This window comes from Lichenibacterium ramalinae (assembly GCF_004137085.1).
Taxonomy (GTDB): Bacteria; Pseudomonadota; Alphaproteobacteria; order Rhizobiales; family Beijerinckiaceae; genus Lichenihabitans; species Lichenihabitans ramalinae.
Genome location: NZ_QYBC01000020.1, coordinates 95,610 through 115,487 on the forward strand (window position 1 = coordinate 95,610; position 19,878 = coordinate 115,487).

Consider the following 19,878-nt stretch of genomic DNA (forward strand, 5'->3'; position numbering starts at 1 on the left):
CTACAGCATCGGGACGGCGAGTGCAATCGGGGCGGCGGGCCGCCGGCCGGCCGTCATGGCCTGCCGTCATGGCGCGGTGTCGGACGGCTCCCTCCGGCGCGGCGCGGGCGCCTGCCGCAGCATCGTGTCGGTCACCAGCGCGCCCGAGACGAGGCAGAAGAGCCCCCAGACGAGCGCGAAGAGCGCGTAGGACGATCCCGCGAATCCCTGCATGACCGGCACCCTCCGGGCCGGGGGTGCTGCCGCACTCTCTCCAGCCCCCTGTTTCACCCCGTGCCGACATGATAGCCGATCTCGCGGGACTATGCTCAGATCTTTTGCCATCCTGCCGCTTCGGTCCGCACATCGTGACGGCAGTGCCTGAAAAGTCGCCACATCGGCGCATCGGCGGAGCCTGGGAGCCGGCCACCTTTGCGGGCGGCCCGGCCTGGGCTAGGCTCGGCGCGTCAACGAAGCCCACACCATGAACGCGCTCCGCCTCGTCTTTCTGGTCCTCGCGGCCGGCGTCCTCGGCATCGTGGGGTGGCGATCCGTGGTGCCCGGGCCGGAGCCCCGTCCCGCCGCGCCGAAACCCCTCGCGCTGCTGCGTGGCGCCATGCAGTCCCCGGCGCCCGGAGCCGTCGCGTCGCTCCCCATGCCGGCCGATCCCGCCCCGGTGCCGCAGCCCGCCCCCGTGCCGGTCGCGCCGGCGCCGTCCCTGGAAGCGGCGGCTCCGGCACCCGCCGCGACCTCGTCGCCTGCCGCGACCCCGTCGCCTGTCGAAGCGCCGGCCGAAGCGCTCCTGGCGCAGGTTCCGGAATTCTCGGGGTTCTACGACCGGCTCAGGACCGACTTCCCGCGCGACTACGGCGCCCTGGTGAAGCGGCTCGACCACGGTTCGGCCCCGCCGCCTCGCGCCACCGCCGCCATCTGGGAGGCGCTCCGCGACCTCGAACAGTCGCAGGGCGTGCTGGCGGCCGAGGCCGATCCTCCGGCGCTCGACCGCTTCTTCGACGCGCGATCGGCCGTGCTGGAGGGGCTGGCGCCGCTCAACGCGCGCCAATGCGTCGATTTCCTCTACGGCATGGCCGATGCCTCCCTGGCGGACTTCACCGAGGCGCATCGCGGCCTCGTGGCGACGCTCGCCGACCGCACGCTCGACGCCATCACGGATGGGCGTGGCCAGCACCGCGACCGGGCCGCCCCCACGGCGGCGGACCTGAACGGCCTGACGGCGGGCCTCGCCGCCCGTGGCCTGTCGCCCGCCGAGATCGGCCTGCTGATCGACGGGACCACGCCCGAGACGCCGCTGCCGGACGCGCGCCTGTGCGACATCGGCCGCACCTACCTCGCCGTGCTGCACGGCCTGCCGGGCGACGCGCGGGCGCGCATCTACGGCCTTGCGGCGCTGCTGCTCGCGCGGTCCTGATCCTCGGCGGCCGCGGCCGGCATGCGCCACACGCCGTAGCGCCAGGGCCGCGTGGCCGGAACGGCCGCGCAGGTGAGCGGCACGGGATCGTAGCCCCAGGCCCCGAAGGGATGGCAGCGGCACAGCCGGGCCGTCGCCATCCAGGCGCCGGGCCACACGCCGTGGCGGACCACCGCTTCGGCGGCATAGTCGGAACAGGTGGGCAGGAAGCGGCAGCGCCGGCCCAGCACCGAAGAGGCGGTCAGCTGGTAGGCGCGGATCGCCAGCAGCACGCCGCGCCGGGGCAGCGACAGGCGCGCCACGCGGGGTTCAGCCGGCGGCCGGCAGGGGCGCGGGCATGCGGGCCGCCAGCGCCTTCTCCACCGCCTCGAGCGTGGCGTCGAAGGTCAGCAGCGTCGAGGCATGCCGGGCCTTGTAGTCGCGGACCGGCTCCAGGACGGCGCATTCCGCCCAGCGCCCGGCCGGCGGCGCGGCATTCTGCTTCAGCATGGCCCGCATGGCGTCGCGCAGTCCGCGCAGGTCTGCGGCATCCGCCCCGATCACCTGGCCGGCCATGATGGCGGAGGAGGCCTGCCCCAGCGCGCAGGCCTTCACGTCATGGGCGAAATCCGCCACCCGCCCGTCCGGGCCGAGCGCCACATCCACCGTGACGGTGGAGCCGCAGAGCTTGGAATGGGCGGTCGCGCTCCCGTCGGGCGCTTCCAGCCGGCCGATGCGCGGCAGGTTGGCGGCGAGTTCGAGGATGCGCTTGTTGTAGATGTCGCTGAGCATGGACGTTTCGCGGACTGCGCCTCGGTGAACCCCTATATAGGGGCGGCGGGCCGGGCCCGCGAGACCGGAGGGCGGCATGACGGGCGAGCGGGCGAACGCGGGACGCGACGGGGCGGCGGCCGACACCGTGGAGGAGACCCGGCGGTTCACACCCCGGTTCGACGCCGCCGGCCTGATCACCTGCGTGACGGTGCGGGCCGCGGACGAGCGGGTGCTCATGGTGGCGCACATGAACGCCGAGGCCCTGCGGCGCACGCTGGACAGCGGCATCGTGCACTACTGGTCACGCTCGCGCGGCGCGCTCTGGCGCAAGGGCGACACGTCCGGGCAGCTCCAGCACCTCGTCGAGCTGCGGGTCGACTGCGACCAGGACGTGCTGCTGGCGCGGGTGACGGTGGGGGGCGACGGCGGCGCCTGCCACACCGGCCGGGCGACCTGTTTCTACCGCGTCGTCGCGCGCGACGGCAGCACGCTGACGCCGGCGGAGGACTGAGCCGGCGCCGCCGTCCCGGCGCGGCGCCGATTCACGCCGTGCCGATATAGTCCAGCATCGCCTGGCGCTCGGTCTCGATCTCGGCGATGCGGTACTTCACGAGGTCGCCAATCGAGACGAGGCCCTTGAGGCGGTCGTGTTCGACGACCGGGATGTGGCGGAAGCGGCCTTCCGTCATGCGCTCCATGAGCTGGAGCACCCCGGTGTCCTCGGTGGCGGTGACGACGCGCGACGTCATGTGCTTGGACACCGAATCGTCGAGCGCATCGGCGCCCAGCGCCAGCACCTTGACGACGTCGCGCTCGGAGAAGATGCCGAGCACGATGCCGTCCGCGCCCGTCACCACCACGGCGCCGATGGCCTTGTCGTGCAGGACCTTGGCGACCTCGCGGACGGTGCGGTGCGGCGCCGTGGTCACCACGTCGCGGCCCTTCTGCGACAGAATCAGCGACAGCGTCGACATGTTCGGCCTCCCCCGGTGCCGGACCCGTCCCGCCTGCGGGCAGATCCACTTGGTGGAGCGCAGCATGAGCCTCTCCGCCGCGCCCCGCAAGCCCAAACGGGCGTGCTTCTACTTGCCTGGCCGGATCAATGGGCGAGGATCGCCAAGAGCAGCAGCGCGACGATGTTGGTGATCTTGATGGCGGGGTTCACGGCCGGGCCGGCCGTGTCCTTGTAGGGGTCGCCGACCGTGTCGCCCGTGACGGAAGCCTTGTGGGCCTCCGAACCCTTGAGGTGGCGCACGCCGAGCTTGTCGACGAAGCCGTCCTCGAAGCTCTTCTTGGCATTGTCCCAGGCGCCGCCGCCCGACGTCATCGAGATGGCGACGAAGAGCCCGTTGACGATGACGCCGAGCAGCATGGCGCCGAGCGCCGCGAAGGCCGAAGCCTTGGAGCCCGACAGGAACAGCACGCCGAAATAGGCCACGAAGGGCGCCAGGACCGGCAGGAGCGAGGGCACGATCATCTCGCGGATGGCGGCGCGCGTCAGCATGTCGACGGCGCGGCCGTAGTCGGGTCGGTCCGTTCCCGCCATGATGCCGGGCTTCTCCTTGAACTGGCGCCGCACCTCCTCGACCACCGCCCCGGCGGCGCGGCCCACCGCCGTCATGGCGATGCCGCCGAAGAGGTAGGGGATGAGGCCGCCGAAGATCAGCCCCGCCACCACGTAGGGGTTCGACAGGTCGAACGAGACCGTGCCGACGTCGCGGAAATACGGGATCGTGTCGCCGTGCGCGGTGAAGAAGGCGAGGTCGTTGGAATAGGCGGCGAAGAGCACCAGCGCGCCGAGGCCGGCCGAGCCGATGGCGTAGCCCTTGGTGACGGCCTTGGTGGTGTTGCCGACGGCGTCGAGCGCGTCGGTCGAATGGCGCACGTCCTTGGGCAGGCCCGCCATTTCGGCGATGCCGCCGGCATTGTCGGTGACGGGGCCGAAGGCGTCGAGCGCCACGATCATGCCGGCGAGCCCCAGCATGGTGGTGACGGCGATGGCGGTGCCGAAGAGGCCGGCGAGCTCGTAGGTCGAGATGATGCCGGCGATGATGACCAGCGCCGGCAGGGCGGTGGATTCCAGCGACACCGCCAGGCCCTGGATCACGTTGGTGCCGTGGCCCGTGACGGAGGCCTGGGCGATGGACACGACCGGGCGCTTGCCGGTGGCGGTGTAATATTCGGTGATGACGACGATGAGGCCGGTGACGACCAGCCCGACGAGGCCGGAATAGAACAGGTGCAGCCCCGTGATGTCGCGCCCGGCGACCGCGCCGACGAGGCCCCAGCCCGTGACGGTCTGGGTCGCGACGGCGAGGCCGGCGACCGACAGGAGGCCGGTGACGACCAGCCCCTTGTAGAGCGCCCCCATGATGGAATTGCCGGCGCCGAGGCGGACGAAATAGGTGCCGAGGATCGACGTCACGATGCAGGTGCCGCAGATCGCCAGCGGATACACCATCATGGCGCCCAGCACCGGCGCGCCCGCGAAGAAGATCGACGCCAGGACCATGGTGGCCACCACCGTCACGGCATAGGTTTCGAAGAGGTCGGCCGCCATGCCGGCGCAGTCGCCGACATTGTCGCCGACGTTGTCGGCGATGGTGGCGGGGTTGCGCGGGTCGTCCTCCGGGATGCCGGCCTCGACCTTGCCGACGAGGTCGGCGCCGACATCCGCGCCCTTGGTGAAGATGCCGCCGCCGAGCCGCGCGAAGATGGAGATGAGCGAGGCCCCGAAGCCCAGCGCCACGAGGGCGTCGATCACCTCGCGGTCGAGCGTGTTGTCGGGGCCGATGCCGTGGCCGAGCGGGCCGGTCAGCACCGCGTAATAGCCGGCGACTCCGAGCAGGGCGAGGCCCGCCACCAGCATGCCGGTGACGGCGCCGGACTTGAAGGCGATGTCGAGCCCGCCCGCGAGGGAGCGGGACGCCGCCTGCGCGGTGCGGACGTTGGCCCGCACCGACACGTTCATGCCGATGAAGCCGGCGGCGCCCGACAGGACTGCGCCGACGAGGAAGCCGACCGCCACGGGCCAGGACAGCAGGAACCCGAGCCCCACCACGATGACGAGTCCGACGACGCCGATGGTGAGGTACTGCCGCCGCAGATAGGCCTGGGCGCCCTCCGCGATGGCGCCGGCGATCTCCTGCATGCGCGGCGTGCCGGGATCGGCCGCCATGACCTGGGTGATGGTGACGGCGCCGTAGGCGACCGCCAAGATGCCGGACAGAATGATGAGCCAGATCGGATTCATCGTGCCTCGCCTCCCCGCGGGGCGCGCCGCTTCGACGCGCCCTCATGTCGGGGCGACACCGCCGATTGCCGTCCGGCGCGCCCCGTTGACGGCGAGGATGCGACGGACGCGACCCCTCCGCAACAGGCTTGAGGGGCGCCGGCGGGCCGGTCGCGAAACCAACCCGCGCGCCCGTTCGTTCGTCCGACGACCGCCGGAGCCCGACCATGCCCTTCGACCCTTCGCACTATCGGCTCTGCCTCGTGACCGACCGGGGCCTCGCCCACGGGCGGTCGCTCGTCGAGGTGGCGATGCGCGCCGTGATGGGCGGCGTCACCATGGTGCAGCTCCGCGAGAAGGTCGCCACCACCCGGGCCTTCATCGAGGAGGCCCGCGCCCTGAAGCGGCTCCTGTCCGACCACGGCGTGCCGCTCATCATCAACGACCGGGCCGACATCGCGCTCGCGGTCGGGGCCGATGGCGTGCATGTGGGCCAGACCGACCTGCCGGTCGCGGCCGTGCGGGCGCTGGTCGGCCCCGACCGGCTGATCGGCCTGTCCATCACCGATGCCGAGCAGATGGGCCGGGAGGATGCCGGCGCCGCCGACTATCTCGGGATCGGGCCCCTCCACCCGCAGAAGACCAAGCCCGACGCCGCGACGCCGCTGGGCTTCGGCGGCTTCGCCAAGCTGCGCCGCATGACAACGAAGCCGGTGTTGGCCATCGGGGGCATCAAGCCCGACGACGTTCCGATGCTGGTCGAGGAGGGGGCGAGCGGCGTCGCCGTCGTCAGCGCCATCATGGCGGCCGAGGACCCGGAGGCCGCGGCGCGGGCCTTCAGGGCGGCCTGGGCGGCGGAAGCGGGCTGACGCCCGCCTATCCCGCGCAACGGTGGACGACGCCGGTGCCGGCCTCGGCGGGCCTTGCACGCGACCTCCGACGGGTTCAGCATCGCTTACCGTGCACCGGTGACCGTTCTCCGTCCCCGCGCGACGAGCGGACCCGACGGGAGAAGGACAGCGCCATGAAATGCACGCTCGAAGTCGATTGCACGCCGCTCGAAGCGCGTCAGTTCTTCGGCCTCCCGGACGTCCAGCCCATCCAGGCCACCATCATGGCGGAGGTCGAAAAGAAGATGCTGGCCGAGATGGACCGGTTTTCGCCCGATGGCGTGCTGAAGAGCTGGCTGTCCATGTTCGCCCAGACGCCCGAGCAGTTCCAGCAGGCCTTCTCCAAGATGATGTTCACCGGCATGAACCGCCCCAAGGGCTGATCCTGCAGGCGTGAGGGCCTCTTGACCGCAAACCTGGAGCGATCGTCCAGCGTTTCCGGAGTGCATCAAGGCCCGAGTTCGAGAGCCCCGGCGCCGAGGGTGCCGCGAGGCTCACGGCTCCAGGACGTAAACCCTTGCTTCGTACGGCCTCAGTTCGGCCGCGGCGTCGTCGGGGTAGTTGCCGAGCAGCAGGCTGCGGGCCGTGTCGGCGATCTCCGGCAGCGGGATGGCGTCGGGCGCGAAACTGCACAAGACGAGGAGCCGCGTCCCGGCGAGACTGCGCGTATAGGCCCAGAGGCGGGGGTCGGTGTCGGCGACGAGGTCGTAGCGGCCGTCGACCACCACGGGATGGCTTTTGCGCAGCGCGATGAGCGCGCGGTAGTGGTTGAGCACCGAGCCCGGCTGGTCGCGCTCTGCCGCCACGTTGACGGTGGCGTGGTTGGGGTTGATGCCGATCCAGGGCGTGCCGTCGGTGAAGCCGGCTCCGGGCGAGCCGTCCCACTGCATCGGCGTGCGGGCATTGTCGCGCGAGCGGAACCGCAGCTTGTCCAGCGCCGCGTCCGGGGCGATCCCCTGATTGTCGACGAGGTCGCGGTAGCCGTTGAGCGATTCGAGATCGCGGAACTCCGAGATGGCGGCGAAGGGCATGTTGGTCATGCCGATCTCCTCGCCCTGGTAGACGAAGGGCGTGCCGCGCAGGAGGTGCAGGCAGGTCGCCAGCATGGTGGCGGATTCGCGCCGGTAGCGGGTGTCGTCGCCGAACCGCGACACGGCGCGGGGCTGGTCGTGGTTGTTGAGGTAGAGGCTGTTCCAGCCGCGCTCCGCCATAGCGGACTGCCAGTGTGTCAGCACGGCCTTCAGCCGCTCCGGCCGGAAGGGCACGCGGTGCCACTTCGTCGCGAAGCCATGCTTCTCCATGTCGATGTCGACGTGTTCGAAGGACAGCACCATGTCGAGATAGCCGGTGTCGGCGTCCGTCACCGCCACGGCGTGGTCGACGGTGCCGAGCGCCGCCTCGCCCACCGTCATGAGGTCGTAGTGCGACAGGACTTCGCGCTTCATCTCGGCGTAGAACTCCAGCAGGCGGGGGCCCTGCATGAAGAATTCCGGCGCGAAGACGTAGCGGCGTCCATCGGGGTTCGGCCCGTCCGGAAAGCTCTGCACCTTCGACAGGGCGTTGATGACGTCCATGCGGAAGCCGTCGACGCCGCGGTCGAGCCACCAGCGCATCATGTCGTAGACGGCGGCGCGCAGCCCCAGGCTTTCCCAGTTCAGGTCGGGCTGTTTCTTCGAGAAGAGGTGGAGGTAATAGTCGCCGGTGGCCTCGTTCCACTCCCAGGCCGAGCCGCCGAAGATGGCCGCCCAGTTGTTGGGTTCGGCGTTGTCGCGGCCCTCGCGCCAGATATAATAGTCCCGGTACGGGCTGCTCTTCGACGCGCGGGCCGACACGAACCACGGGTGCTCGTCGGAACTGTGGTTGACCACGAGGTCCATGACGATCTTCATGCCGCGGGCATGCAGGCCGGCCGCGAGCGCGTCCCAATCGGCCAGCGTGCCGAATTGCGGGTCGATGTCGCGGTAGTCGCTGATGTCGTAGCCGTTGTCGTCGTTGGGCGACAGGTAGACCGGCGACAGCCACACGACCGTGACGCCGAGGTCCTGCAGGTAGTCGAGCTTCTCGACGATGCCGCGGATGTCGCCGACCCCATCCCCGTCCGAATCCCGGAAGGACCGCGGGTAGACCTGGTAGACGACCGCGTCCTTCCACCAGGCGGGACGGGGCTGCGCGGTCCGGTGCTGGCTCATGGGGTCGATCCTCGTGGTCGGGGGCGGCGGGGCGGTGGCCGGGTCTCGTCCTTCAATGCACGCCCGCCGATCCGGGTCGGCCGGTCGGCCCGGCCGTCAGGTGCCGCGGCACCGCGCGTCCGTCCGGCCCGAAGACGTGGCAATGGGCTTCGGGCAGCGTCACCGCGACCGCGTCGCCGGGCGCGACACCCGTGTCGCCGCCCTGGCGCACGGTGAGGAAGCCGTCGCGCGCGGGCGTCTCGAGGTAGAGGTAGGACGCTTCGCCGAGCTGTTCGACGTGGCTGGCGCGCCCCGCCAGCGCGCTGGTGCCGTCGGCTGGCGCGAGGCCGACGTGTTCGGGCCGGATGCCGAGCGTCACGGTCGCGTCCGCGGGCAGCGTCGTGGCGTCGACGCGCGCGCTCGCCCGCGTGCCGTCGCGCAGCACCAATTCGGCGCGCTCGGGCGTGGCACCGGCCAGCGTGGCCGGCAGGACGTTCATCCCGGGCGAGCCGATGAAGCCCGCCACGAAGAGGTTGGCGGGGCGGTGATAAAGATCGAGCGGCCGGCCGACCTGGGCGATGGAGCCGTCGCGCCGCATCGCCTCGCCGGCGTTCAGCAGCACGATCCTGTCGGCCAGCGTCATGGCCTCGACCTGGTCGTGCGTGACGTAGATCATGCTGGCGCGCAGGCTGGCGTGCAGCTTCGCGATCTCGATCCGGGTCTGGACGCGGAGGGCCGCATCGAGGTTCGACAGGGGTTCGTCGAACAGGAAGACGCCGGGCGAACGGACGATCGCCCGCCCGATCGCGACGCGCTGACGCTGCCCGCCGGACAGCTCCTTCGGCAGGCGCTGCAGCAGCGGGCCGAGCGCCAGGATGTCGGCCGCCCTGCGGACGCGGGCGTCGATGTCGGGCTTGCCGGTCCGGGCGAGCTGCAGCCCGAAGGCCATGTTGTCGTAAACCGTCATATGCGGGTAGAGGGCGTAGCTTTGGAAGACCATCGCCACGCCGCGGGCCGAGGGCGGCAGGCGGGTGACGCGCTTGCCGCCGATGTCGAGTTCGCCCGTGGTGATCTCCTCGAGCCCCGCCACCATGCGCAGCAGCGTGGACTTGCCGCAGCCCGAGGGCCCGACGAAGACGCAGAACTCCCCGTCGGCGATGTCGAGCGACACGTCGTTGATGACCTGGACGCCGCCGAACCGCTTGTTGACGTTGCGCAGCCTGATCTCCGCCATGCCCTCATCCTTTCACGGCGCCGGCCGTGAGGCCCGACACGATGCGGCGTTGGAAGACCAGCACGAGCGCCACCACCGGAACGGTGACGACGACCGAGGCTGCCATGATGGGGCCCCAGGGCAGCTCGTGCTGGCTGGCACCGCTGAGCAGCGCGATGGCGACCGGCACGGTGCGCTGCTCGGGGCTGAGCGTGAAGGTGAGGGCGTAGAGGAACTCGTTCCAGGCGCCGATGAAGGCCAGCAGGCCCGTGGTGACAAGCGCGGGCCAGAGCAGCGGCAGGAACACCCGGCGCACGATGACCCAGGGGGTCGCGCCGTCCATGATGGCCGCCTCCTCGAGTTCCTTGGGGAGTTCGCGCATGAAGGTCGTCAGCACCCACACCGTAAAGGGCAGGGTGAAGATGAGGTAGGCCAGCATCAGGCCCGGCAGCGAATTGTAGAGGCCGAGGGCGCGGATCAGCTCGAACAGCCCCGACAGCACCGCCACCTGCGGGAACATCGACACGCCGAGCACGCTCAGCAGCAGCAGCTTGCGGCCCCGGAACCGCACCCGCCCCAGCGCGTAGGCGGCCGTGACGCCGACGCCGAGCGACACCGCCACCACCACGACCGCCACCACGACCGAGTTGAACAGGTCCAGCAGGAAGACACCCTGGCCCAGGACGGCGGCGTAATTGTCGAACTGGATCTGCGGCGGGATCAGTCCCGGGTCGAAGAGCTGCTGCCCGGTCTTCAGCGACGACACGATCGCGTAGTAGAACGGGAACACCGAGTAGAGCACGATGAGCGAGGCGAGCCCGTAGAGCCCGAGGCGGGGCAGGACGCGCCTCATCCGGCGGCGCCTTCAAGACGGACGCGGCCGAGCGTGATGGCGAGCGCCGTGCACAGCGCCACCGTGCCGAACAGCACCGTAGCGGCCGCGGAGCCGAGGCCGACCTGCTGGAAATCGACGAGCTGCTGGCGCGCGTAGATCGACATGCTCATCGTGTCCCTGCTGTTCGACGTGAGCACGTAGACGAGGTCGAAGACGCGCAGGGCGTCGAGGGCGCGGAAGATCACCGCCACCATCAGGGCCGGGCGGATGAGGGGCAGCGTCACCCGGACGAACACCGTGACGGGGTGGATGCCGTCGACCCGCGCGGCCTCGTAGCAATCCGTCGGCAGCATCTGCAGGGCGGCCAGGATGAGCAGCGCCATGAAGGGCGTCGCCTTCCACACGTCGACGGCGATCACCGACCCGAGGGCCAGCGACGGGTCCGCCACCCAGGCCAGGGGCTGCGAGATCAGGTGCGTCGTCATGAGAACATGGTTGATGACGCCGAACTGGTCGTTCAGCATCCAGGCCCACATCTTCGCCGACACGACCGTGGGGATGGCCCAGGGCACCAGCACGGCAGCGCGCACGACGGAGCGGCCCGGGAAATCCGCATCGAGGACCAGCGCCACCACGAGGCCCAGCAGAGTCTCGATCGCGACCGAGACGCCGGCGAACAACAGCGTGTTGCCGACGGCCCGCCACCAGTCCGGGTCGCGCAGCACGCCGAACTCGCCGGTGTAGTTGTCGAGCCCGACGAAGCGCGCGGCCCCGAGGTCCTTGAGGTCCGCGTCGGTCAGGCTGAACCACAGCGTGCGGCACAGCGGCCAGCCCGCCACCAGCACCATCAGGACGACGAGGGGGGCGAGAAAGAGCCAGGCGGCGCGGACCCGGCTCTCCGCCAGGGTGGGCGGGGCGGGGGCGCGGTCCTGGGTGCAGGCGACGGGGACGGCGGCCATGCGGGGCTCCTGCGGTTCAGGCCCGCCCGCGCGTCACCACCTGCCGCCCCGGCTCAACCGGTTCAGCCGAGCCTGGAGGCTCGCGAGGCTGTCCTTGGCCGTCGCCTTGCCGGTCAGCGTGTCCGACACGGCGTTCCAGAAGGCGTCGCTGACCTGGTTGTACTTGCCGCCCGTCGCCGTCGAGGGACGCGCCACCGCCGAGGTGAAGGCGGGAAGCAGATCCTTGAAGAACGGATTGGCGGCGAGGAGTTCCGGGTCCTGGTACAGGGCCGGGATGGCCGGAAAGTAGCCGCCCTGCAGGGCCCACTGGCGCGCGGACGCCTTCGACGTCATGAAGACGACGAGGTCGGCCGCCAGGGCCTGGTGCTTCGAATACCGCGACACGGCGAACTGCCAGCCGCCGAGCGCCGCGGCGTGGCGCCCGTCCGGTGCCGGCCCCGCCGGCAGCACCGTCACCCCCACCTTGCCCTTCACCGGGCTGCCCTCGCTCTGCGACAGCGGCCAGGCGTAGGGCCAGTTGCGCATGAACACGGCATGGCCGGATTGGAAGACGCCGCGGGTCTCCTCCTCCGAATAGTTGAGCACGCCCTGGGGCGCGAGGTCCTTCATCCAGCCCGCCGCCATGTCGAGGGCCTGGGCGGCCCGGGGATTGTCGATTGTGATTTTGCCGTCCGGCGCCACCACCGTGCCGCCGCCGTAGCTGGCGATCCATTCCAGCGCGTCGCAGGTGAGCCCCTCGTAGGCCTTGGCCTGGAACACGATGCCCCACAGGCCGGCCTGGCCGGCCCGACGCTCGCCGTCCTGGATCTTGCGCGCCGTCGTCGTCAGCGCCTCCCAGGTGGCCGGAACCGCCTCGCCGTATCGTTCGAGCAGGTCCTTGCGGTAGTACAGCAGCCCGGCATCGGTGTAGATCGGCATGGCGACGAGCTTCCCGTCGCGCGTGTTGTTCTCCAGGATGGCCGGGAAAGCGTCCTTCTCGGCGCCCTTGGTGTAGGGGGCGAGGTCGATGAAGTGCGAGCCCAGGATGCCGGGCCAGATCACGTCGATCTCGAAGACGTCGATGTCGGGCGACCCCGCCGCCAGCAGCTGCTGGTAGAGCGCCAGGCGCTCGGTCGTCGAGTTGGGCGTCGACACCACGTTGACGCTGTTGCCGGTGTTCCGAGCCCAGGCGTCGGACAGCTTGCGGCAGACATCGAGTTCCTGGCCGACCGCCCCGCAGGCGATCGACACCGTGTCGGCCTGGGCCGGGCGGGACGTGGCGGCGACTCCGGCGATCGTCAGCAGAGCCGCGAATGCGGTGCCGCATGCTGCGTTCCAAGCCATGGCCCGTCCTCCACCTACGCTCACCGGTCGTTGCACGCCGATGATGTCGCTCGCGCCATGTTGCAACGGATCCGGCCGCCCGGCCAGCCCTAAATCGCAACCCAGCGGTGGGTTTGGAACGCCTCGAGTTTCAGAAGGCCTTGAAGGTGATGACCGTGCGGGTGTCGGCGATGCCGGGGATCGGTTGCACCTTCTCGCCGACGAAATGGCCGATGTCGGTCTCCTTCGGCACGTAGAACTTCGCCAGGATGTCGTAGTCGCCCGCGATGGAATAGATCTCGGAGGCGATCTCGGCCTCGGCCAGCGCGCTCGCCACCGCGTAGGTGCGGCCGAGGGCGCATTTGATCTGGACGAAGAAGCACTGCATGGGCGGATTCCTGTGAGAGGCGCGGCCGGCCGCGACGGGCGGTTGCGGCGAAGCCATCTGCGGCGAAGCCGCCGTCAATGGGCCATCACCTCGACGTCGCTGTCGCGGGCGGACTGGACCTTGAACTCCGATTGAAAGGTCCGGCCGTCGTGGCGGGCGATGGCGACGTAGTCGCCCTCCGCCAGCACCAGCGACGGGAAGGCGCCGATCAGTTCGCGGATGACGTCGCCGCCGGGGGTCAGCACCGTGAAGGAGGTGTTGGCGAGGGCCTCGCCGCCCGGGGCCTTGACGAGCTTGAGGGTCAGCATGGCGGCGCGGTGCTTCACGGTGGCCTGCAGGAGCTTGCCGGCCTGCACCCGCAGGTCGGCCGCCACGGTCGAGTTGGTGCTCGAGACCGGCGTCAGCGAGCCGACGCCCTCGGTGTCGAGATAGGTCGACACGATGTGGTAGCTGCCTTCGGGCAGGCAGACCACCTGCCCGGGCTTGGCGGCCGCCACCACGAGCTTGGCTTCGGGATTGTTGTGGTCCGGCACGTAGATGGCGATCGACAGCCGGTCGGCCGGGATGGCGGCGTCGCCGAGCGTGCCGTCCACCTCGATCGCGCCGGCGTTGAGGTTGAAGCGCTCGCTCGACACCCGGTCGGCGATGTCGACGCGTTTCATCGTGCCGGCATAGCCGTAGGTGGCGTGGACGATGTAGCGGCCGTCCGGCAGGTCGAAGCTCGGCTGCGCGTCGGCCGATTGGGCCACCACCTTGTGGGTGCCGTCGGGCTGGGCCGCATCGGCGAAGACGCGCCATTGCAGGCCGCTGCGCACCAGCGGCGGGTCGGCCGTGAGGGTCGCCGACAGGTGCAGGATGCCGTGGCCGGGCTTCGGCGTTTCCCCGGCCGTCCCGGGGCCGGGCGCGGCGGACTGCACCTGCGGCGCCGGCAGGCCCGGCGGGGCGACCTGGCCGGGCAGGGGCGGCTTCGCCGGCACGGGCTGGACCTCCTGCGCCGATGCTGCGGGGACGCCCACGGCGAGCGTCAGCAGGGCCGCGAGCGATGCGGCCGGCAGGAGCGTGATCTGGGCGGGGCGAAGCATCGGGGGCGGGCCGGGACAGCGGGGGGACGGGCGGGCCCATGACGCAGCATTCCGCCGGCATCAAGGCGCCGGGCGCCCCCGCCTTGATGCGGCCGGACGGCCGTGCTTTGCAAGCGCCATGACCGAACCTTCGCCCGATCCCGCCTCCGCGACCCTGTCGGCAGCCGTGCCCGACGCCGTCGCGCTGCTCCGCCGCCGCCGCTCGGTTCCGCCCCTCACCATGACGGGGCCCGGCCCGACGGCCGCCGAGATGGACACCATCCTGTCCCTGGCGGCCCGCGTGCCGGACCACGGCAAGCTTGCGCCCTGGCGCTTCATCGTGTTCGAGGGCGAGGGCCGCGACCGGGCCGGCGAGGCCATCGCGGCCGTCCATGCCGGGCGGGACCCCGCCGCCACGCCCGACAGGCTCGCGCTCGAGCGCCGGCGGCTGACGCACGCCCCGGCCGTGGTGGCGGTCGTGTCGCGCGCCGCGCCCCACGCCAAGATCCCCGAATGGGAGCAGGTGATGTCGGCCGGCGCCGTGTCCATGAACCTCGTCGTGGCCGCTAACGCGCTCGGCTTCGTCACGGCCTGGCTCACCGAATGGTACAGCTACGACGCGGAGGTGGCGGCGGCGCTGGGCCTGACGCCGCAGGAGCGCTTCGCCGGCTTCGTCCACATCGGCCGTCCCACCGTCGCCGTGGAGGACCGGGTCAGGCCCGTGCTGGCCGAGCTCGTCACGCGCTTCTGAGCCGGCGGGACCGCCGGAGCCCGTCAGGCCGTCGTTGCAGGACACCTGCAACCTGCGCCTGTGGGCGCCCGGGAGTCGGCGGGCGTCGCGCAGGCGTGTGTCGGCGAGGGCCCGACACGCGCCGAAATAGGATGGGCCGTCCCGCCGTCCCGCGATCTCCCTGAAGCTCCCTCCGCGACGACGGCGCGCACGCCGCAGGCCCGGAGCGGATGCGCCGAGGCGGGTGCGCTCTAACATGGGTTAACCGATTATTTACCACGGATGGAGATTCTGAGGGTCTAGCCGGACCGACGTTCCGCGGAGATCCCATGCTGAACCGCCAGTTCCTGACCTGGGCCGATCGTGCTTCGGCGGGCGAGCGCGCCGATGCCGCCCGGGACCTCGCCCGCGCCTTCCTTTATGCCGACATCGACCCGATCGAGGCGGGCGAACTCGAGCGGTCGATGACCTGCCTGCTCGACGATCCCTCGCCCCTGGTCCGCCGGTCGCTGGCCGAAGCGCTCGCCGGTGCCGCTCACGCCCCCCACCACATCGTGTCGGCCCTGGCGGCCGACCAGCCCGACATCGCCGCCGTGGTGCTGGGCCGGTCGCCGATCCTGTCCGACGCGGAGCTGATCGACGCCGCCGCCCTCGGCGAGACCGAGGCGCAGAGCGCCATCGCGGCCCGGCCGGGCCTGTCGGCCGCCGTCGCCGGCGCGCTGGCGGAGGTGGCGAGCCGCGACGCCGTCCTGGTGCTCTGCGGCAACCACGATGCGGTGCTGGCCGAAGTCACGTTCGGGCGGATCCTCGAGCGCTTCGGCCGGGACGGCGACGTGCGGGAAGCCCTGGGCCATCGCCCGGGGCTGGACCCGGCGCTCCGCTACGACCTCGTGGTCGCCACCGCCGAAGCGCTGCGCCGTTTCGTCTCCGATTGCGGCTGGATGGCGCCCGACCGGGCCCGCCGCGTCGCCGGCGATGCCGGCGCGCGTGCGGCCGTGTCGCTCGCCGGCCAGGAGGACCGGCCCCGCTTCGTGGCACATCTGCGCCGCTCGGGCCACCTCACCCCCGCGCTGGTGCTGCGCGCCCTCATGAGCGGCGACACGCCCTTCTTCGAGGCTTCCCTGGCCGAACTGGCCGGCCAAGGGCCGGGCCGCGTTGCCGGGCTGGTACGCCGCCCCGAGGGGCTCGCCTTCGCGGCCCTGGTGCGGAGCGCCGGGCTCCAGGACGGGCTGCTGCCCGTCATCCGGGCGGCGCTGGAGGGGCGGCGGCCGGACGGCGTACAGGCGCAGAAGCGCCTGCGACGGGAGGTCGTGACGCGGGCCATCGCCAGCTACGACCAGGGGGGCGACCGTCCGGTTCCGGGGCTGCTGGCGCTCCTGCGGCGCTTCGAGGCCGAGGCCGCGCGGGACGAGGTCCGCGCCGCCCCGCCCGTTCCGCCGATCTCGGCGCCCCCGTTCACCGCCTCGGGACCCGCCTTCCGCCGCACCGAGCCGCGCTTCGACGTGGTGCTGGACCTCGCGGTCGCGGCCTGATCCGGCCCCCGCTGGGCGGCGTCGGCCCCGCTGGGCGGCATCGGCTCCGCTAGGCGGCGTCGAGCGCCGGGCCGCGCGTGGTGTCGAGCCCATCTACCTTCGGCAGGGCGACCGGCTGTCCGGTCTCGGCCGAACGGTAGATGGCGTCCATGATGCGCTGGTCCGCCAGGCCTTCCTCGCCCGGCGTGCGCGGGCGGCGGCCTGTGAGGATGCACTCGGCCATGTGGTCGAGCTCGAGCGCGAACTGGTTTTTGGCCGCGAGCCGCCGGTCGACCACCGTCTCGGCCTGCCCGTCGCGCTGGGCGACCTGCAGCCGCTGGCCCGTGTAGGCGAAGGCGTTGTCGAAGGCCACCGCGGCGCCCGGCAGGCCGATCCCGAGCCTGCGGTTCTCGTGCAGCCCGTAGGAGGCCGCGCAATTGGCCACGAATCCGCTCGGGAACCGCATCGTGAAGGTGACCTGCTCCTCCACCTCGCGGAAGCGCGGGTCGCCGGGCGTGGAATAGGTGTGGCCGAAGACCTCGACGGGTTCCTCGCCGGTGATGAACCGCGCCCCGTTGAGGCAGTAGAGGCCGATGTCCGGCAGGGCTCCGCCGCCCGCCAGCGACTTGACGAAACGCCACTGGGTGGGAGCCGCCATGTTCTGGGTGTTGACGGCATCGTAGAGCAGCGCCCGGCCGTGGCGCCCGTCGCGCACCAGCTCCTGCACGGCCCTGTTGTAGGGCTCGTATTGGCAGCGGTATGCGATCATCAGGTGGCGCTTCGCCGCCGCGCAGGCATCGATCATGGCCTGGCAGTCGGCGACGCTGGTCGCCATCGGCTTCTCGCACAGCACGTGCTTGCCCGCCGCCGCCGCCGCCACGACGGCCTCGCGGTGCAGGGCGTTCGGCGTCACCACGTAGACGGCCTGGATGGCGGGATCGGCCTTGATCCTGTCCCAGTCGCCGTAGCCGTAGACGGCCTCCGGGGCGATGCCGTGCTGGCGGGCGACCAGCTTCGCCTTGTCGGGCGTGCCCGACACCAGGGCGACGAGCCGCGCCTTCTTGGCCTCGCCGAAGGCCGGCAGGATCTCCTCCAGGGCGAGACGCCCGAGGCCCAGCACGGCGAACCCCACCCGCTCGCCGGGCGGGAGAGGCGCCGGCGGAGGCGCGGCGGGGCGTTCGGTCGGCGCCGTCCAGGTCGGGAAGCGCACGGCGCCGCCCTCGACGCTGCCGGTGTCCACGGCGGCCTCGGCGGCCCGGGCCGCGCCGGGCGCGAGCGTCGCGCCGGCCGCCGCGGCTGCGGCGGCGAGTTTCAGGATCTGGCGGCGGTTGGTCTCGGACATGGGCGCGGTCTCGGCAGGGAGGGGTCGTCCCGCCAACGTCGCATTCCGGTGTCGCGGTCCCGGGCCGGTCATCGCGTCGCACGCCGGCCCGCCCGGGCCATCGGCGCACAGGAAGCCGCGCCGCGACCCTTGCCAGGGTCGCCGCCCTCGGCCTATAAGGACCCCCGAGCAGCGGCGCCGCCCGCTGCCCCCGCGCCCATCGTCTAGCGGTCTAGGACGTCGCCCTTTCACGGCGAAAACAGGGGTTCGATTCCCCTTGGGCGCGCCAACGATTTCAAGCACTTCTCGTCAGCAAGCCTTGTGAGTGTCCTGTTTGTGTCCCGCATGCTTGGCTGGACGCTGTGGAACCTGTTCAGAATCTCGCTGTGCAGCGAGGCCTGCTGAGCTCGTTTATCTCGTATCGTTATCATCGCTCTTCGGTCAGGCTGCCAACGCATGCGGAAATTCAGCTCCGATCGATGCTATGAGGGAGTCATCGGGCTTCGAGGTTGTGCTGGGTAGAGCGTGACGGTGCCATAAAGCTCCGCGTCGACGTAGCCGGGGGACAATTTCGGCAGAATGATTGAGCGTTCGGAGGTAGGGTGTGGAGGTGAAACAAGCGGTTGAGATATTAACCCGCTCTCGACCGAGCCAGTATCTTTTCGAGCGCGAATTCGCCGTGGCGGTGTTTTCGAGCTGGCTAAACTCCCCAGAGGATCTACACGCGCCATCGAAAACTTTGTTCGTTGCTCTGAATCTTGCTCTACTCAACCAGCGAAGTGTGGGCGTCGATCCTCCGAGAGAGTGGTTTTCAGTCGTCTTTGAACCTCAAGTTTATTTGACACTTATGCGAACAGCTATCGATATTCCCTTATTCTGGCATCTAGACAATCATCTTGAATATAACGATTGCATATATACTGGAGATCTTGTTCGGTTTTTGTTAACTTACCGTCCTAAGGGGAGTGATAAACGCAAGCGCCCAAGTTTAGGCAAGGCCTTCGAATTCATCAACAGGCATGGCGGCTACGTGCGTGGGAATTTTAGTTATGGACGAACTGATTGGTGCAGCGCATCAAAGCACCATGTCATATGGCGTGACTTTAAACGTTCTTCACCGTTTCAATGTGTTCGGTTCCACGGATCGAAGTTCGATTGGTATCTTGATCCCAGGCAACCGGGTTTTCTCGAACAGTTGATAGAAACAGCTTCGCGTGAGCAGGACATCTTGCAGATTTTTTGCGAGGCGCTTGATGTTCAAGAACGACTTCGAGCCATCGTTGATGGGCGGGCAATGGCTGTTGAGGACTTTTTCCTTTTTCCAGCGAATCTGAGCCCAAAAGTGTGTCGATTGCCAGCTATGTCAGCTAGTTCTTACGGCAAGATGGCAACCTACAGGCGTAGTGCCACTGGTGCTAAGTAACTTGCGGGACATTGGGCCGGTGAAACTACCCACGCGTTGCGGAGCTTATCCGGGCGCCGTCAGGCGCCGATGGCGCCCAGCACGGTGCTGAACGAGCCGGCGCCGGAGGTCATGCGCGCTGTCGCCACTACGGTTCGCACGGCGGCTTCGCCCTCGGCGGACCATATGGCGCGGTAGCCGTGGTTGTTCTTGCGCTGGATCACCGTCGGGCGGAGATCGCGCTCACAGGCGTTGTTTGTGGCATCGACCCGTACGGGGATGGGCACGCCGGGCGCGACGCGTCCTTGTCGGCGCTGCGGCGTGCCACTGTGGTGGCGTCTGACGAGACGGGAGTGCGCATCGAGGGCACGAACCGTTTCCACTGAGTGTTCCGGTGCGAGGAAGTGGTGGTGCACCACGTACGCGCCACACGTCGGGGCGGCGTGGTGCACGAGATCATGGACGGGCACCGTCCCGCCGTGTGGCTGTCAGACCCCTACTCGGCCCAACAGGGCCATGCCGCCCGGCAGCAGACCTGCCTGGGCCACCTGGCGCGCGACATCGACCACGCGGCGATCATATCGGGATCTTTGGCGATGACGCGACTGTAGCCCTCGTGACCGGGCTTTGCACCGCCGGGGCGGGACTGCTCGCGCCGCTCCTTGCGGTCGGTGTAGGGCGACGTGCGCGACGTCTTGCCCGGGC

The 19,878-nt window shown here is 70.3% G+C and carries 20 protein-coding genes, 1 tRNA gene and 2 pseudogenes; 9 read left to right on the forward strand and 14 right to left on the reverse strand.

All coding sequences use genetic code 11. From position 1 onward, the window contains the following. Window positions 1–66: 66 nt before the first annotated feature. A complete protein-coding gene (locus tag D3272_RS27475; RefSeq protein ID WP_165361455.1) occupies window positions 67–213 on the reverse strand; it encodes a hypothetical protein in 147 nt (48 codons plus the stop codon). A 250-nt stretch (window positions 214–463) separates the two neighbouring features. Here D3272_RS27475 and D3272_RS28230 point away from each other — a divergent pair, with 250 nt between their 5' ends. After that, window positions 464–1,408, forward strand: coding sequence for a hypothetical protein (locus D3272_RS28230; RefSeq protein WP_207210274.1), 945 nt, complete (start codon window positions 464–466; stop codon window positions 1,406–1,408). Here D3272_RS28230 and yidD read toward each other — a convergent pair. After that, window positions 1,372–1,710, reverse strand: a complete 339-nt coding sequence (gene yidD / locus D3272_RS21245) for a membrane protein insertion efficiency factor YidD (RefSeq protein WP_428978007.1) — start codon at window positions 1,708–1,710, stop codon at window positions 1,372–1,374. The two genes, D3272_RS28230 and yidD, sit on opposite strands and share 37 nt — an antisense overlap. A gap of 7 nt (window positions 1,711–1,717) precedes the next feature. Next, window positions 1,718–2,179: an iron-sulfur cluster assembly scaffold protein gene (locus D3272_RS21250; RefSeq protein ID WP_129221216.1), complete on the reverse strand. Its 462-nt coding sequence runs from the start codon at window positions 2,177–2,179 to the stop codon at window positions 1,718–1,720. A gap of 76 nt (window positions 2,180–2,255) precedes the next feature. Between D3272_RS21250 and hisI the strand changes: the two genes are divergently transcribed. After that, window positions 2,256–2,672, forward strand: coding sequence for a phosphoribosyl-AMP cyclohydrolase (hisI, locus tag D3272_RS21255; RefSeq protein ID WP_129221217.1), 417 nt, complete (start codon window positions 2,256–2,258; stop codon window positions 2,670–2,672). A gap of 31 nt (window positions 2,673–2,703) precedes the next feature. On the opposite strand, the gene D3272_RS21260 is transcribed toward hisI, so the two are convergent. Both D3272_RS21260 and D3272_RS21265 read right to left on the reverse strand, forming a co-directional pair. Further along, window positions 2,704–3,135, reverse strand: coding sequence for a CBS domain-containing protein (locus D3272_RS21260; protein WP_129221246.1), 432 nt, complete (start codon window positions 3,133–3,135; stop codon window positions 2,704–2,706). A gap of 125 nt (window positions 3,136–3,260) precedes the next feature. Next, on the reverse strand, window positions 3,261–5,414 hold the full coding sequence (locus tag D3272_RS21265) for a sodium-translocating pyrophosphatase (RefSeq protein WP_129221218.1): 2,154 nt from the start codon (window positions 5,412–5,414) through the stop codon (window positions 3,261–3,263). A 206-nt stretch (window positions 5,415–5,620) separates the two neighbouring features. Here D3272_RS21265 and thiE point away from each other — a divergent pair, with 206 nt between their 5' ends. Then, on the forward strand, window positions 5,621–6,262 hold the full coding sequence (thiE, locus tag D3272_RS21270) for a thiamine phosphate synthase (protein WP_129221219.1): 642 nt from the start codon (window positions 5,621–5,623) through the stop codon (window positions 6,260–6,262). A gap of 155 nt (window positions 6,263–6,417) precedes the next feature. Further along, a complete protein-coding gene (locus D3272_RS21275) occupies window positions 6,418–6,666 on the forward strand; it encodes a DUF6489 family protein (RefSeq protein WP_129221220.1) in 249 nt (82 codons plus the stop codon). Window positions 6,667–6,777: 111 nt separating this feature from the next. On the opposite strand, the gene D3272_RS21280 is transcribed toward D3272_RS21275, so the two are convergent. From D3272_RS21280 to D3272_RS21310, 7 genes are all read right to left on the reverse strand, one after another. Further along, entirely contained in the window at window positions 6,778–8,472 is a 1,695-nt protein-coding gene (locus D3272_RS21280; RefSeq protein ID WP_129221221.1) for an alpha-glucosidase, read from the reverse strand. Between the two features lie 52 nt (window positions 8,473–8,524). Further along, window positions 8,525–9,685, reverse strand: a complete 1,161-nt coding sequence (locus D3272_RS21285; RefSeq protein WP_129221222.1) for an ABC transporter ATP-binding protein — start codon at window positions 9,683–9,685, stop codon at window positions 8,525–8,527. Window positions 9,686–9,689: 4 nt separating this feature from the next. Next, window positions 9,690–10,517 (reverse strand): carbohydrate ABC transporter permease, encoded by an 828-nt coding sequence (locus D3272_RS21290; protein ID WP_129221223.1) that lies wholly within the window; start codon window positions 10,515–10,517, stop codon window positions 9,690–9,692. Further along, window positions 10,514–11,458: a carbohydrate ABC transporter permease gene (locus D3272_RS21295; RefSeq protein WP_129221224.1), complete on the reverse strand. Its 945-nt coding sequence runs from the start codon at window positions 11,456–11,458 to the stop codon at window positions 10,514–10,516. The genes D3272_RS21290 and D3272_RS21295 overlap by 4 nt, the downstream gene beginning before the upstream one ends. Before the next feature lie 33 nt (window positions 11,459–11,491). Next, window positions 11,492–12,781, reverse strand: coding sequence for an ABC transporter substrate-binding protein (locus D3272_RS21300; protein ID WP_129221225.1), 1,290 nt, complete (start codon window positions 12,779–12,781; stop codon window positions 11,492–11,494). 130 nt (window positions 12,782–12,911) lie between these two features. Further along, the gene (locus D3272_RS21305) at window positions 12,912–13,148 is read right to left on the reverse strand and encodes an Lrp/AsnC ligand binding domain-containing protein (RefSeq protein WP_129221226.1); all 237 of its coding nucleotides are present in this window, start codon (window positions 13,146–13,148) and stop codon (window positions 12,912–12,914) included. Between the two features lie 74 nt (window positions 13,149–13,222). Next, window positions 13,223–14,230, reverse strand: coding sequence for a hypothetical protein (locus tag D3272_RS21310; protein WP_129221227.1), 1,008 nt, complete (start codon window positions 14,228–14,230; stop codon window positions 13,223–13,225). A 118-nt stretch (window positions 14,231–14,348) separates the two neighbouring features. On the opposite strand from D3272_RS21310, the gene D3272_RS21315 reads away from it, so the two are divergent. Together D3272_RS21315 and D3272_RS21320 are read left to right on the forward strand one after the other, a co-directional pair. Next, window positions 14,349–14,960, forward strand: a complete 612-nt coding sequence (locus D3272_RS21315; protein WP_428978008.1) for a nitroreductase family protein — start codon at window positions 14,349–14,351, stop codon at window positions 14,958–14,960. A gap of 308 nt (window positions 14,961–15,268) precedes the next feature. Next, window positions 15,269–16,471, forward strand: a complete 1,203-nt coding sequence (locus D3272_RS21320; protein ID WP_165361456.1) for a DUF2336 domain-containing protein — start codon at window positions 15,269–15,271, stop codon at window positions 16,469–16,471. A gap of 49 nt (window positions 16,472–16,520) precedes the next feature. Here the strand turns inward: D3272_RS21320 and D3272_RS21325 are convergent, their stop codons facing one another. Continuing rightward, window positions 16,521–17,792 carry a Gfo/Idh/MocA family protein gene (locus D3272_RS21325; RefSeq protein ID WP_129221229.1) on the reverse strand — a complete coding sequence of 424 codons (1,272 nt, stop codon included), beginning with the start codon at window positions 17,790–17,792 and terminating at the stop codon, window positions 16,521–16,523. Between the two features lie 192 nt (window positions 17,793–17,984). Here D3272_RS21325 and D3272_RS21330 point away from each other — a divergent pair. Both D3272_RS21330 and D3272_RS21335 read left to right on the forward strand, forming a co-directional pair. After that, window positions 17,985–18,060, forward strand: a tRNA-Glu gene (locus D3272_RS21330). 315 nt (window positions 18,061–18,375) lie between these two features. Continuing rightward, window positions 18,376–19,194 carry a hypothetical protein gene (locus tag D3272_RS21335; protein ID WP_129221230.1) on the forward strand — a complete coding sequence of 273 codons (819 nt, stop codon included), beginning with the start codon at window positions 18,376–18,378 and terminating at the stop codon, window positions 19,192–19,194. Window positions 19,195–19,253: 59 nt separating this feature from the next. Here the strand turns inward: D3272_RS21335 and D3272_RS21340 are convergent. After that, window positions 19,254–19,451 (reverse strand): annotated as a pseudogene (locus D3272_RS21340) (IS66 family transposase); the annotation flags it as partial. 12 nt (window positions 19,452–19,463) lie between these two features. On the opposite strand from D3272_RS21340, the pseudogene D3272_RS28090 reads away from it, so the two are divergent. Beyond that, a pseudogene (locus tag D3272_RS28090) lies at window positions 19,464–19,781 on the forward strand (IS66 family transposase); the annotation flags it as partial. Window positions 19,782–19,878 lie beyond the last annotated feature (97 nt).

What these genes read in the sequence shown, in the direction of transcription:
- D3272_RS27475 (WP_165361455.1), bottom strand. Translation starts at nt 213, where the DNA reads ATGCAGGGATTCGCGGGATCGTCCTACGCGCTCTTCGCGCTCGTCTGG.
- D3272_RS28230 (WP_207210274.1), top strand. Translation starts at nt 464, where the DNA reads ATGAACGCGCTCCGCCTCGTCTTTCTGGTCCTCGCGGCCGGCGTCCTC.
- D3272_RS21250 (WP_129221216.1), bottom strand. Translation starts at nt 2,179, where the DNA reads ATGCTCAGCGACATCTACAACAAGCGCATCCTCGAACTCGCCGCCAAC.
- hisI (WP_129221217.1), top strand. Translation starts at nt 2,256, where the DNA reads ATGACGGGCGAGCGGGCGAACGCGGGACGCGACGGGGCGGCGGCCGAC.
- D3272_RS21260 (WP_129221246.1), bottom strand. Translation starts at nt 3,135, where the DNA reads ATGTCGACGCTGTCGCTGATTCTGTCGCAGAAGGGCCGCGACGTGGTG.
- D3272_RS21265 (WP_129221218.1), bottom strand. Translation starts at nt 5,414, where the DNA reads ATGAATCCGATCTGGCTCATCATTCTGTCCGGCATCTTGGCGGTCGCC.
- thiE (WP_129221219.1), top strand. Translation starts at nt 5,621, where the DNA reads ATGCCCTTCGACCCTTCGCACTATCGGCTCTGCCTCGTGACCGACCGG.
- D3272_RS21275 (WP_129221220.1), top strand. Translation starts at nt 6,418, where the DNA reads ATGAAATGCACGCTCGAAGTCGATTGCACGCCGCTCGAAGCGCGTCAG.
- D3272_RS21280 (WP_129221221.1), bottom strand. Translation starts at nt 8,472, where the DNA reads ATGAGCCAGCACCGGACCGCGCAGCCCCGTCCCGCCTGGTGGAAGGAC.
- D3272_RS21285 (WP_129221222.1), bottom strand. Translation starts at nt 9,685, where the DNA reads ATGGCGGAGATCAGGCTGCGCAACGTCAACAAGCGGTTCGGCGGCGTC.
- D3272_RS21290 (WP_129221223.1), bottom strand. Translation starts at nt 10,517, where the DNA reads ATGAGGCGCGTCCTGCCCCGCCTCGGGCTCTACGGGCTCGCCTCGCTC.
- D3272_RS21295 (WP_129221224.1), bottom strand. Translation starts at nt 11,458, where the DNA reads ATGGCCGCCGTCCCCGTCGCCTGCACCCAGGACCGCGCCCCCGCCCCG.
- D3272_RS21300 (WP_129221225.1), bottom strand. Translation starts at nt 12,781, where the DNA reads ATGGCTTGGAACGCAGCATGCGGCACCGCATTCGCGGCTCTGCTGACG.
- D3272_RS21305 (WP_129221226.1), bottom strand. Translation starts at nt 13,148, where the DNA reads ATGCAGTGCTTCTTCGTCCAGATCAAATGCGCCCTCGGCCGCACCTAC.
- D3272_RS21310 (WP_129221227.1), bottom strand. Translation starts at nt 14,230, where the DNA reads ATGCTTCGCCCCGCCCAGATCACGCTCCTGCCGGCCGCATCGCTCGCG.
- D3272_RS21315 (WP_428978008.1), top strand. Translation starts at nt 14,349, where the DNA reads ATGACCGAACCTTCGCCCGATCCCGCCTCCGCGACCCTGTCGGCAGCC.
- D3272_RS21320 (WP_165361456.1), top strand. Translation starts at nt 15,269, where the DNA reads ATGCTGAACCGCCAGTTCCTGACCTGGGCCGATCGTGCTTCGGCGGGC.
- D3272_RS21325 (WP_129221229.1), bottom strand. Translation starts at nt 17,792, where the DNA reads ATGTCCGAGACCAACCGCCGCCAGATCCTGAAACTCGCCGCCGCAGCC.